Annotated in this window: 13 protein-coding genes; 5 read left to right on the forward strand and 8 right to left on the reverse strand. The window is 38.3% G+C overall.

Going from position 1 to position 13314, the window contains the following annotated elements:
- Positions 1-598: 598 nt before the first annotated feature.
- The 5 genes from EYS05_RS03400 to EYS05_RS03420 all read right to left on the reverse strand — a co-directional run bounded on the left by EYS05_RS03400 (position 599) and on the right by EYS05_RS03420 (position 4671).
- Positions 599-1192 (reverse strand): hypothetical protein, encoded by a 594-nt coding sequence (locus tag EYS05_RS03400; protein ID WP_138276602.1) that lies wholly within the window; start codon positions 1190-1192, stop codon positions 599-601.
- A 30-nt stretch (positions 1193-1222) separates the two neighbouring features.
- On the reverse strand, positions 1223-2239 hold the full coding sequence (locus EYS05_RS03405; RefSeq protein ID WP_138276603.1) for a hypothetical protein: 1017 nt from the start codon (positions 2237-2239) through the stop codon (positions 1223-1225).
- Positions 2240-2321: 82 nt separating this feature from the next.
- A complete protein-coding gene (locus EYS05_RS03410; protein ID WP_138276604.1) occupies positions 2322-2978 on the reverse strand; it encodes a hypothetical protein in 657 nt (218 codons plus the stop codon).
- A gap of 34 nt (positions 2979-3012) precedes the next feature.
- On the reverse strand, positions 3013-3621 hold the full coding sequence (locus EYS05_RS03415) for a hypothetical protein (protein ID WP_138276605.1): 609 nt from the start codon (positions 3619-3621) through the stop codon (positions 3013-3015).
- Positions 3622-3681: 60 nt separating this feature from the next.
- Positions 3682-4671, reverse strand: coding sequence for an RHS repeat-associated core domain-containing protein (locus tag EYS05_RS03420; RefSeq protein WP_110102835.1), 990 nt, complete (start codon positions 4669-4671; stop codon positions 3682-3684).
- Here EYS05_RS03420 and EYS05_RS03425 point away from each other — a divergent pair.
- Complete coding sequence (locus EYS05_RS03425; RefSeq protein WP_110102836.1) at positions 4670-4864, forward strand: helix-turn-helix domain-containing protein; 195 nt, start codon at positions 4670-4672, stop codon at positions 4862-4864. The genes EYS05_RS03420 and EYS05_RS03425 overlap by 2 nt on opposite strands.
- A gap of 142 nt (positions 4865-5006) precedes the next feature.
- On the opposite strand, the gene EYS05_RS03430 is transcribed toward EYS05_RS03425, so the two are convergent.
- Complete coding sequence (locus EYS05_RS03430) at positions 5007-6353, reverse strand: sensor histidine kinase (RefSeq protein ID WP_110102837.1); 1347 nt, start codon at positions 6351-6353, stop codon at positions 5007-5009.
- The gene (locus EYS05_RS03435) at positions 6350-7015 is read right to left on the reverse strand and encodes a response regulator transcription factor (protein ID WP_158293301.1); all 666 of its coding nucleotides are present in this window, start codon (positions 7013-7015) and stop codon (positions 6350-6352) included. Before EYS05_RS03435 ends, EYS05_RS03430 begins: the two co-directional genes overlap by 4 nt.
- A 210-nt stretch (positions 7016-7225) precedes the next feature.
- On the opposite strand from EYS05_RS03435, the gene EYS05_RS03440 reads away from it, so the two are divergent.
- From EYS05_RS03440 to EYS05_RS03455, 4 genes are all read left to right on the forward strand, one after another.
- Positions 7226-8716, forward strand: a complete 1491-nt coding sequence (locus tag EYS05_RS03440; RefSeq protein ID WP_110102839.1) for a YfcC family protein — start codon at positions 7226-7228, stop codon at positions 8714-8716.
- Between the two features lie 43 nt (positions 8717-8759).
- On the forward strand, positions 8760-9881 hold the full coding sequence (locus tag EYS05_RS03445; protein ID WP_110102840.1) for an NAD/NADP-dependent octopine/nopaline dehydrogenase family protein: 1122 nt from the start codon (positions 8760-8762) through the stop codon (positions 9879-9881).
- A 617-nt stretch (positions 9882-10498) separates the two neighbouring features.
- Positions 10499-11590: an acyltransferase family protein gene (locus tag EYS05_RS03450; RefSeq protein ID WP_138276606.1), complete on the forward strand. Its 1092-nt coding sequence runs from the start codon at positions 10499-10501 to the stop codon at positions 11588-11590.
- 6 nt (positions 11591-11596) lie between these two features.
- Positions 11597-12070, forward strand: a complete 474-nt coding sequence (locus EYS05_RS03455; protein WP_110102843.1) for a transporter — start codon at positions 11597-11599, stop codon at positions 12068-12070.
- A 131-nt stretch (positions 12071-12201) separates the two neighbouring features.
- Here the strand turns inward: EYS05_RS03455 and EYS05_RS03460 are convergent, their stop codons facing one another.
- The gene (locus EYS05_RS03460) at positions 12202-13209 is read right to left on the reverse strand and encodes a calcium/sodium antiporter (RefSeq protein WP_138276607.1); all 1008 of its coding nucleotides are present in this window, start codon (positions 13207-13209) and stop codon (positions 12202-12204) included.
- Positions 13210-13314: the final 105 nt, after the last annotated feature.

A 13314-nucleotide genomic window follows, 5' to 3' on the forward strand; every position in this document is an offset into this window, starting at 1 on the left:
TATTCTGGCACAGAAAACTGAATGGCGCCCAATTTCCTTCTTTATCTGTTGGGTATTTATAATTCTTTTTATAAAATTTCACATAAAATATCCACATGCATGATCTTGCCATGATCATAAAAGCCAGCGAGATATTCAGAAGGATTTCTATCACTGTACTATTTATACCTGGATTTACATACTGCATCCCCAGATATGTAAAATACACTCCCAGCCACAGAATCATTATTTTTCGCAAAAACAAAAAACTTTTTAACTTTCCGTTTTTCCTGATAGGAAGAGCATATTTCGATTCCTTTTTGTCATTTAACATACCGTGTACATAAAATGGATTCTGACAGTTATAACTATCCGGCACATTATAAGGGGTTTTCCATCTTGACGGTATAATAACCGTAGGAATAAATAGAATATTTGAGATCATCAGGCTTACCAGAACCGCCAAAATTTCCATTACACCGACCGGCGCCAAATAGAAATAAAAAGATTTCAGTAATCCTCCAAATACCAGGGCATATACGCATAAATAAATTGATTTGCTCAACATGTCGATCATTTCTCTGTATAATTGCCTCTTTCTTTTCTAATACATATTCTTTTAATCAAGTGATATCTTCTCTCCATTTACAGAAATCCAGTAATCTTTCGGTTTGTGTTCCATGTATCCATAACATATCTTTTCATTTTTGTTATTTTCTGCTTCCAGAAATTTTGTTCCCACAGAATCCTTCACATCGGCTATTACATAATTATCATCATTCGGTGCTACCAGTACATACCATTCCCCATTGATTTCTATCGTTGACATATCGATATTTATCTTTACATCTTGATACTCTCTGCCTGTACCATAAAATATAGAATCTGGCAATTTCCATTTTCCAGAACTTTCCGGAAAGATCTTCCCCTCTACTGTTCCTTCATTATCCATGATAACATATGTAGAATTTTCTCCCTGGAGAATACGGATAATCTCAGCATTATCACCATATGCTTCTACAGCTTTCTCTACAGAACTGAAACTTCGGTGAGTATATATTGTATCACACACAAAGAGTCCGATTCCTAATATAACAATTGGTACAACAACCTTAACTGGTGTCTTTTTTGATTTTCTTTTATAAGAAATAGCGATCACCAGATTAACAATAATTATCAGATATACAATTGGTTCTATCACTTTGATCAGCATATTTTTTTTCACATTCCCTTTGCATACAGTCTACCGATCTATATCCCGTCTTCCGATCACCCGCTTCAGTTCTTCTCTCATTTCTCTGTAAATATTTTTATATCTGGACTCACGGTCCGTACATTTTATTTTTATGATGTCATGTTTTTTCTCATACAAAACGGCCATACGACTTCGATGTTTATACATCCGTATTCCTGATCCGTCATAAAAAATCCTGCCTATAGCATCATTGATTCTCTCAGTCTGGATCACAAAGGTAAAACGTACATCTTTCTTTTTTTCTTCTCTGGTCAGCTCATTACACCAGAAAATCTCAAATGCATCATTCAGAAGCTGGATATGCATTTTCTTCATATCTGCTATATCAATGATCGCCCATAAGTTTACCTGTTGATTTTTTCTTTTCTGATAAAAACAGATTTGGTCATTCTCTTTTAATATATAATTTGCTTTTTTAGCATATCCGTTTTTAAAAAGACATTCTTCGAACACCAAAGGCTGATTTTTCTCCATTTCTTCTGTTGGATCAGGCAGTATCCTTCCTGCCAGTCCCTGCATTTCATATCCGATAAAGCTGAATGGCATCCAGATACCTTTTTTATTTCTCGGATAGCAGAAACTTTTCTTATAAATATGGATATAATATGCCTCCACTACACCAAGACTCATTATTATTCCCCAGTAAATCCAGAAAAATTCCAGTCTGATTTCCTGATATCTTCTATGTATTATATGATCAGAAATGAACCCTGCTGTCATCAGAAGAACATAACTCAAAAGCAAAATCTGTACTACAAAATATCCATTTATCCCGGAAAAACATTTCCTCTTTTTCAACATTTTTCGTACATACAGAGGATTCCTGTCATCATATAAATTTGCAAAAGGAAAACTTTCATTTCTTGCCCAAATTCTATCTGCCGATAATACAGCTTCTCCCATTGCCGCCAATACTAATGCCATTCTGATCTCCGGCATGATCTGGTAGCAAGCTGGTGTCAGAAGTAATGTTATCAGAAAAAAACGTTTTGTTTTTTCACTCAAGTGATATCTTCTCCCCATTTACAGAAATCCCATAATCTTTTGTTTTATGTTTTATGATATCTATTATTTTAATGACTACTTATTATTTTCCATCCAGAAGAATTTTTTTCATAGCTCTGACCCAATCCTTCAAAATCCCGATTGGAACCATCTTCTGTCCACTTGCAGAAACCCAGTAGTCCTCTGGGTATTTTTTCAGATATCCATAGTAAACGTTTTCGCTTCCTTTTGCTTCGGAAAATTCTGTTCCTTCCGAATCGTATACATTCGTTATGGGAGATTTTATTCCCGGATATGGTGACACCACAACATACCATTCCCCATCAACTGCTACGGTAGATACGTCGACTATAATCCGGTCTCCTGTAAAACGCTTTGTGTCCTGAAACTCTGAATCTTCCGGAAGTTTCCAGCCGCTTTCTGTTTTTTCAAAAATCTGTGAGTCCATCACATCTCCATCATCCATAATAACCAATGCTGAAGTTTTTCCTCGTAATGTCGCCACGACATCTGACCGATCATCATAGGCTGTTACTGCTTCCTCAAGTGTATGGAAACTTTGTTCAGCCTCTTTGTTATTTTCGGACATCATAAATATGATGACCACAGACAAAAGCGGAACCAGTATAAATATGGATATTTTTCGTGGGATTCTTTTTCTGGAATCCACAACTGCCACTATCATGAGCAACAGCAATAAGATTCCCCACGACCACCAGTTAGACAGTGAAATATTCATTTTTATGTTCTCCTTTTCCTACAATCTTGACGCTTCACAGATTGATCGCTACTTTATCTCCATCTACAGAAATCCAGTAATCATCTGGTTTCGTTTTCAGATATCCATAATATACCGTTATATTCTCATATTCCGTTTTTAAAAATTCTGTTCCAGCCGAATCGTGAACCTCATCTATAGAATTCTCCCCCATAAGATAATGTGGGAGTATTACAATATACCATGCTCCATGTATTTCTATTGATCTCATATCAATATTGGCATCTTCTGAAGGATAGCTCATACTTTTTCTGAAAAATGCTGAATCCGGCAATTTCCATTTCTTTCCATTTTTTGGAAAAATTCTTCCTTCAATAGATCCATCTTCATCCATGATAACATATGTAGATTTCTCATCCTGCAAGGTTGCTATTGGCTTCGCCTTAACATCATATGCCCGAATCGCTTTATCCAGCGAGGTAAAATTTCGTTGCACAAATACTGCCTGAAACATGATAAATAACAAACCAACCAGAAAAATTGGTCTGATGATAAAAAGCGGTACCTTTTTAGATTTTTTCTTGCATACGAGAGCAACTGCCAATGCAATAAACATTAATATTGTTATAACTCTTTCGAAAATGCTCAATATCAGATTCGCCATATGATTCCTTTCTCAAAAGGCTACTATAATCCAATTGAATAGTAGCCTTTTTGCTAATTATTAAGCCATAAATTTTACAAAGGCAGGCATTGCCACCATTAATTCAGGTATAAGTAAGCACCCTAATGCCGCTGCCAGAACCATCCATGAAATTTCTACTGATATTTCAGTTGTTGTTTCACTTTTATCGGATGTAACTGTATAATCTGTTGCCACTATAAGAGACCCTTTATTGTTAAGACCCACACTACCTCCTATAGTTTTCTTTTTTCCTATACTTAAACTTTGGGTTAATGTCCCCTGACTAATAGAAGTGCCTGAGTGTACAACACCTACATCCATAGAATAACCCCATTCAAAACTCTTACCATTAACATGATTTGCATATACCGTTACCATTTCTGAGTTGTGAGAAGTATTACGCGTCGATATGGTCTGAGTAACTTTAACCACTCCATCTACTAAAACTTCATCTACTTTACTGGTCTGATAACTTTCTGTTCCAACAAATGTTGCAACATTTTCCCTTACAAAATTATATACCTTAGCAACCGCTTTCTTCGTTTTTTTCCATGTAGATTTTAAAAAATGCACTATCTTTTTAAAGAAAGTTCCCTCTGGATCTCTATTAGATACCGGATTATTTCCACAATAGCTGAATACATTGCACATTGTGCTGTTAAATCCGGAAATATACGAATCCGCACTGATAAATCTCCGTATCTCCGGATCATAATACCGGTTCTTCAGATAGTACATTCCGGTTTCTTCATCGTAGTAGTAGCCTCTGTAGCGGAACGGGTTTGTTTTTCCGATGGTGCCGGCTTTGCTGCCGGTGATGCTCAGGATTTTTCCCCAGCTGTTATACTTGTATTCTACTACAGTCTCTCCGGTGTCGTCAATCAGTGCAATGACATCATTCTGGAGATTTCTTACGTAAAAATAGTCTTTTCCTGACACTCGCATTGAAACGGGATTTGCTGCAGAATCATAGTAATACCAGATTCGGCGTCCCTCACCTTTTTCTGTTACCAGAAGATCTCCTGCCATGCAGTATTTAACATTTGAACAGCGTGTTAATATCGAGAAAGGTCTTACCGAGAACAAAAGCTTCTCAGAAATTGGAAGAATTACCGGTAAAGATCCCTTAACAGTATCTAAGAAAGTGCGCCTTCATGCACGTATCAAAAAGCGTCCGGATTCGGGTTATACCAATCAAAAGAGATTGCAGATGGATGAATAAGCAGAATTAGAACGGCAGTACAAGATATTAAAACGGATACGAAGTGGACAACCAAGCATTAAGATCAAATAATTGATAAAAAGACGTGAACCATAGAAATGTGATTCACGTCTTTTAAAAGATACAGGTGTTTTGAACAATGTTAAGATTTGCCAGAATCAATGGAGCAACAACTTGATATTGACATAGGAATGGTTATGCGAAAAAGCGTTCCCTTTCGTGTTGATAAGAGTTCTATATCTCCCTGGTGTTGGAGAAGAATCGTTTTAGTGATAGAAAGCCCAAGACCATTGGAGCCATTGTAGCCTTTTGCAAATGGCGTAAAGATTTGGTTTTTTAACTCGGGGCCGATAGATGCTCCGTCGTTATAAAATAATATGATAATTTGATCTTTCTGATTTTGGTAAGCCCTGATCGCTATTTGAGAATCTTTGTATTTAAGCTGATTTTCCAAAATGTTTTCCAGAACTACCCGTATTTTATGCCTGTCAGCAAAAATATTTAAATATGGATGGATGTGAAAATGTACATACTTTACCATGTGGATTTGTGTATGATAATCGGCAAAAATCGTATCAAACATATCAGACAAACTAAAAATTTCTTTTTGAATTTCTTTCGTACTAAGCGTTACATACTGTAATAGTGACGAAACCTTTTCTTTCATTCTGGTTGTTTGCTCTAGTATAATATTTAAAGAATCATCTAAAGTTCCTATCGGATAAATTTTTTCTTTAGCTGAAACGGCATAGCTTTCTATAATCATGATAGGAGATTTCATTTCGTGAGAAATATATTGAAGAGAACTTTTTTGCAACTGTTCTTTTTTTAAAAGTTTAATATGCATTTCATAAAAACTATTTTCAAGTGCATCTATAAGATTATTATTATTGCATGGCTTAACTGGTTCAGTGTTTAAAGCCAGATTTTCCAGTTTGTGTGCATATGCTTGAAGTTTTGCCAATTCAGAAGAAAATTGTCTTTCAATAAATCGAAAATAAAAATATAAAATAAATACAAGTAAAATAACAAATGCAGCTAAAGATCCCACAATATATGGGAATACTTCATGATAGAGATCTCTGATAACAGAGTATTTATAAAAAAATTCCCCATTTTTTGGCGTTAAAGAAATACAATAAATTAATTCTTTATTATCAATTTTTTCACGATAAAATTTTTCGATTTCCTGTTGGTTCAAAGCTTGCTGGTAAATATGATCTCTGGTCTCTTCGTTGTATGTAGCTTCCAAAACATCAATAGAATCTGTACTTACGCCCAAGAGCCATTCGTTTTTGATGCCCATTTCTGCGGCATATTTGAGATTTTCTTCATCAATTATGCGATCTTCAAAAATATGATTATAATGGTAAAATGACCAATAGTAGATGATGCAGAGAGAGGCAGCAGCAATTGCAAAAGCAAGAATAACAGAAATAATAAAAAAATTTTTGTAAAATCGTTGATTGATTGCTTCTTTTCTTATCATAATGTGCACCTGTATCCGAAACCGTAGATTGTTTCTAAGTGAAATTTTGGAAGTTTTCTACGGATATTTTTTATATGATTATCTACTACACGGTAATAGCCATAGTAACTTTCACCCCAAATATCTGTAAGAAGCTGATCTCGCGAAATGGCAACTGAAGGATGCATTACAAAATAAAGGATAATATCAAACTCCTTACTGGTAACAGGTATTTGAAGCTGTTGCTCAGTGCAGATCGTTCGTTTGGCCTCATCAAGGCTATACCCATTAAAGTTGATAAGTTTTTTGAGAGATATATTATTGTTTTTTAACAAATTAGAAACACGATAACAAAGTTCTGCTGGTAAAAAAGGTTTTGCTAAATAATCATCACACCCCATTTCAAATCCTAATACACGATCAATGCATTCCCCACGGGCAGAAATCAAGATAACGGGGATATTCCTATTTTTATCTTTAATCTTTCTCATCAATTCGGTGCCACTACCATCTGGAAGCATGATGTCAATAATATAAAGATCATACAATGAGTACCAGTTTGCTTGCCTATAGATATCTTGTATGCAGTAATAGGGAGCAACTGAGTGACCATCGCGTTCCAAATAGGTTTTTAATACTTGATTTAATGCTTTTTCATCATCAATTAGACATATATTTGCCATATTCATCCCTCCTAATTTGTGTAGATATTTTATCATATTTTTATTTTATAAACATAAAAAAACACAATTTAACACAATTTATTAAAAACAAACAAAATATAAATAAAAAAAAACGAAATAGTATCATATTTGACACAAAATTAAATCGTATACTATGAGTACAGCAAGCAAAACTGCATAAATATCAAAAAAAAATTGGGGGAGGGAACTATGAAAGATTCAGAGCAAAAAGTAAGAAAGAAAAAATTTGAAATGCCATCATCAATTTGTATTTTGATAATACTGACGATCGTGTTGGCAATTTTAACACATCTTATTCCTGCGGGCGAATATACTCGTGTGGATAATGTTCCGGTAGCGGGAACTTATATGCAGGTAGAATCGAATCCACAGGGAATTTGGGATATTTTGGCTGCACCAATGCAAGGATTCCGTGGTGCAATTGACATTATCTTATTTGTATTCGTGTTAAGTGGATGTTTGGGAATTATAGGAAAGAGTAGATCACTTGATGCAGGTCTTATGTATGTGATCAATCGTTTAAATGGTCGAGAAAAACTAATGATTCCTATAGTAATGTTTATCGCATCCATTGGTGGAACAACGTTTGGATTTTCGGAAGAAACTATTCCATTTTATCCGATTCTTATTCCGATGTTTATTGCAATGGGCTATGATGCAGTGACTGCTTGTATGGTTTTATTCCTTGGATCTGGAGCGGGAATTGTTGGTGCGTTGATCAATCCTTTCTCGGTAGGAATAGGTTCTGATATTGCCGGAATTTCTCTTGCGGATGGTATGCTGATTCGAGTTGTTATTTATATAGCCACAGTAATCGCTTCTATTCTTTTTACTATGCATTATGCAGAGAAGGTTCGTAAAGATCCGACCAAATCGGTTGTTTATGATATACGCGATGAAATAGAATCACATATTCATAAATTAGGTACCGATGATATTCCTGAATTTACCAGACAAAGAAAAGCTATTTTAACAGTGTTTGCTTCTTCCTTTATCGTAATGATTTTAGCAATCATTCCATGGAGCAGTAAATTCAATATTTACGTATTTGATAATATTCACGAAAATCTTTGTCAAATTCCATTAGTGGGACGTCTCATTGGAAACATGCAGCCCTTGGGAGGCTGGGGAATGAAAGAACTCACTGTAATCTTTCTGCTTGCAGCTGTTATTATTGGCAAAATGTCTCATATGAAAGAAAAGGAAATGATTTCCCTGTTTGTTGGAGGCTGTCAAAATATTCTGGGAGTTGCCATTACTCTAGGCTGCGCGAAAGGTCTATCTGTCATTATGACAGATGGCTTGATTATGGATACAATTCTTCATTTTGGAGAAATCTTAATGAGTGGTGTTAGCAGAGTTGTATTCCCAGCTCTTGCATATATTGTATACATATTTTTGTCTTTTTTTATTCCATCATCATCAGGATTAGCAACGGCAACCATTCCCATTATTGGTTCATTAGGTGAATTTCTTGGTGTTGGTAAAGAATTTGCAGTCATGGTTTGTGCAGCTGGTTCTGAAACTATGAATCTTATTTCACCTACGCAGGCGGTTCTCATGGGGGCATTAGCAATTGCAGGAGTTCCTTTTCCACGTTGGGTAAAGGCAGTTCTTCCGTTCTTCTTTATTGTGATTGCAATTGTTAGTACTATCGTAACCATTGCAGTGCTTTTATAAAATTATATTAATATATTAAAAAGGAAAAGGAGATTATTGCATTATGAAAACAACGAAAAAAATCACAGTGATTGGTGCAGGAAATGGCGGAATGGCAATGGCATATAGTTTGGGCCAGATGGGGCATGATGTCTGTATTTATGATTCCCCTAATTTTCCGGCTCAGATTAATGCAGTTAATGAAACAGGGGGAATTGAGGCCGTTGCTGAACTACATGAATGTCCTATGTTAAATGCAGGATTCTCAAAAATTGCGTTGGCAACTACAGATATTAAGGCTGCTATGGAATTTTCAGATATCTTTATGATGGTTTGTCCTTCCTTTGCGCAGGAAATTATGTTCAATAGTATGATTCCATATTTAAGAGATGGCATGAAAATCTTTATTGTTCCTGGAAATTATGGTGGATTAATCTTGAACAAATGCCTTCAGAAATCAGAGAAAGCGGGTATGGACATCACATTTTTAGATACCATTAGCTTGCCTTGGGCAACGCGTTTAGCTCATGCTGGTGCTGTAGCTATTATGGGTGTAAAGGAATTTATGCCAATGAGCATATTCCCGAATAGTAAGAAAACTCCAGAATTGATGAATTTGGTTAATGAGGTATTCCCGATTCGACCGGAATTTTTATCAAATCCTATTGTGGCTGCTTTTGAAAATATCAATTTTGGTGCACATCCGGTATTGTCAATTTTGAACATGGGTCTGTGCGAGAACTTTGATGGTCAGTTCAATTTTTATGCGGATTGTTGCTCTACAGCGGTCGCAAAAGTTGAGGATGCATTGGATTTAGAACGTCTTGCAGTTGGAGATAGTTTACATATGCATTTGAGAACAGAGCTGGAAGCAAATAATGTTCTTTACGCATCGCATGCAAAATGTATTTATGACTTTAATCGTGAGTCGAGTGTTCATTCTAAAATAAAAAATGCACCTAACACATCAAAAGCTCGTTATATTACGGAAGATGTTCCATATTTGTTTGTTCCGTTTTGTGAGCTTGCAGATTTGTGCGGTGTAGATGTTCCGATTGCAAAGGCACTTGTAACAATAGCATCTTATTATAATGATGAAAATTATATGAAAACTGGAAGGACCCTGGCGAAGATGGGATTTAATCATTGGACAAAACAAGAGATTCTTGAGTTTTTAGAAGCATAAATCAGCCATGTTTTCCAAAGTTCCGTTTTTCGGATTAACGAAAAACTCCACAATGCAAAGCAGGGCCTTGCCCTAACAAGAAAAAAGCCAGGAAAAAACCCCTGATATTAAAATCAGGGAAGTATTTCCTGGCTTTGAGTCTGGCTCTTACGCAATCTACAGTTGCCGGCCGGCTTCTCACTCAGTTTTTATGTGGTTTTCTTATCTCTTATGTGTTCTGTAATAAAAGATCTGCTTTCTGTATCGCTGTTCATTGCAATGTGCCAGCTGTATCTCCACCTCTTTTCTGCATCTGGGACATTTGATCCGGAGGATTCTGGAACAGTCACCTGTCAGCTCGAACAATCTGCTGTTGGAGCAACTCGGGCAATGTACTCGTATTGCTTTTCTGTCGGGTGTTCTTTCTTCGATGTCCACCACTTCTCACGCTCCTCTTTTTTCGAATATATGTTCGTTTCTTATATTTTCCATTATACAAACTTGTGTTCGTTTTTACAATAGTAAATTTTCCCTCCGACAGCTTTCCAATCTCCCACGTTCATGCTATACTGAACTTATCTCTGTCTGCCCGTTTCAGTCATGGGGCAGACTTATTTTTTTCAGGAAAGGATTTATTTATGAAGCGTATCAAAAATATCGATCTGCTCCGTGCGGGGGCGATTCTCTACATTATGCTGTATCACTGCTACGTTCTGTCCGGGCAGCCATGGCAGTCGCATACAGCCATCCACACACTTCTGACTCTTGGAGGTGAAGTAGGAGTTACACTGTTTTTCCTGTTAAGCGGATATGGGATTTATCTTTCCCTTTCTTCTTCGGAGGCACGAGGCTGTCTCCCCGGCTGGCGGGCTTTTATGAAAAAACGCTGCATCCGCATTATGCCCCAGTATTATGTATGTATCACGGTCCTTCTGATCTTTATGTCCACGCAAATGTTCAGCAATGAGGGACTTCGGCACATCCTGGCGTATTATACTTTTACGGAGAACTTTTCCCCGGTGACTCATGGTTCCATCAATGGTGCGCTGTGGACGATGGGCGTGATCTTTCAATTTTATCTGGTCGCCCCGTTCCTTTATAAGGCAGTCCGGAAAAACTGGCTCGTCTCTGCCATTGTGTCCATTGTTTTCACTGTTATCTGTCGGTTCGCAGTCGTCCGTTATCTCCACAATTCCGGGATTTCGGATAACTCTGTATATTTTGTATACGAGCGTCAGGTATTCTCTGCGCTGGATAATTTTGTGCTGGGAATGGCTGCTGCCGCTTTCTGGAAACAGACCGGAGATCGTATGCAGGATTACCGGCGGAAGCTTGGACTTCCGGTTTCTATTGCAAGCGCCGCACTGATCCTGGTATGGATCTTTTATTATCACAGTCACGGGCTTTATGGCACTGCTTCCTCCGGTTATCCGGCCCATTCCATCCTGGCGGTCCTGCTCAGTATACTACTTGTGGGATTCTCCCTCCTGCCGGAAATGGATTTCAGATTTCTGCATCCACTGTATTTCGTGGCACGGAACCAGTACGGGATCTATCTGTGGCATATGCCCATCATTATGATTCTTCAGGCCAATGCTCCATGGTTCAACACCATGAGCCAGCAGCGCTTCTGGCTGTTTTTGCCATGTATGGTTGTCATCACCTGCGTATTCGGCTATTTTGCAACCCGTTTTATCGATCATCCCGCTTCTGCGAAAAAGAAAGGATAACTTCCCATGAAAGACAGAACCGCAGTTAACCACAATATCCGCAAGCATTTTAATGAACTGATATACAACACAGCCCGTTACACAGAGATCGTGTTATCCATCGTGATCATTATCGTGATCGCACTGTCCGGACTCCGACTGATCCTTACAACTGCCGGTACCTCCGTCATGGATATGGACACCAGCTTTTTTACCAGTTTCCTGTCGCAGGCACTGTCCCTTGTAGTCGGTGTGGAGTTTGTAAAAATGCTCTGCCGCCATTCCGCCCAGACTGTTGTCGAAGTCCTGCTTTTTGCAACAGCAAGGCAGATGGTCGTGGAACATCTCGATCCTGTACAGACACTGATCGGGATCATCGGTATCGCCATTCTTTTTGCCGTCCGGAAATATCTGATGACGGACAGTGATGATATGACACCACATCAGAAGAACGCTTCAGAAGAATCTTCAAAAAAAGCTTTCTCTTCTGAGTGCAAATGAGCATAATTACAGAAAAGCTCCAACTGCATCCCGATATTGATACAGTTGGAGCTTTTCTTATAAATTTTGCATTGGTATAAACTCTATACGATACTATTGTCCACATCGGACCAACTGCATGCCCACAGCAGCTATCTCCAGATAATATACCCTGCATAGATCAGGTACATACACACCATGGAAATTCCCTCTTTCCGGCTGATCCTCTGCTTTGTCGCCGCATAGATCCACACGATCAGCGAGAACACGATAAGTATGACAATATCAATAATATTTTCCCGGATCAGTGCCACCGGATTGATGGCAGATGCAGCTCCGAGAACCATCAGAATATTGAAAATATTGGAGCCTACCGCATTTCCCACAGCCATATCCACTTCGTTCTTTCTGGCTGCAACCACGGAAGTCACCAGCTCCGGAAGGGAAGTTCCGATGGAAACAATGGTCAGTCCCACCAGTGTCTGGCTCATTCCAAGATCAATGGCAATGCGGCTGGCAGCATCCACGGTAAGATCTCCGCCCAAAGCAATGGCAAGTGCGCCTCCCACAATAAAAAGGATGCTCTTCGGCCAGGAAAGGATGCCGATTTCTCCTTCCAGCTCTTCCATTCCTTCCATGTCCACATTTTTTCCTGCTGCCCTGGCCTTCATGGCACTTCGGATCATTGCCACAATATAACCTGCAAAAAATCCCAGCAGGATCATTCCATCCAGATGACCAAGTCTCATTCCGATCGTATCTCCTGCTGCCAGGATTCCAAGCCCCAGAAGAAGGAGCGCACAGATCATGGAAAACGGAATATCCCTCCGGATGGTTTCCTTCTGTACAAGGATCGGCGTCAGGATGGAACAGACTCCAACAACCACCATCAGGTTAAAAATATTGGAACCTACCACATTGCTGACCGCAAGCTCATTGTTATTGACCAGTGACGCCGTAACGCTGACTGCGGTTTCCGGCAGTGATGTTCCCATTGCCACAATAGTAAGTCCTATGATGATCGGCGGCACCTTCAGCCTTTTTGCGATACTGGAGCTTCCTTCTACAAAGAAATCCGCACCCTTCATCAAGAAAGCAAAGCCGATCACAAGAAAGACTAACACAAGGATCAGCGGTGAACTGTTTACCAGATTTTCCATTTTTCTTCTCACTTTCTGTTTTTATTTCCCATAACCCGGAGATTCATTGTCGCCTGCCCTGCTGAAAAAATTCTTTCCGGCATTCTTTTGTTACATAAAAAAGAC

Origin of the sequence: Blautia sp. SC05B48 (genome assembly GCF_005848555.1) — a bacterium.
Taxonomy (GTDB): Bacteria; Bacillota; Clostridia; order Lachnospirales; family Lachnospiraceae; genus Blautia_A.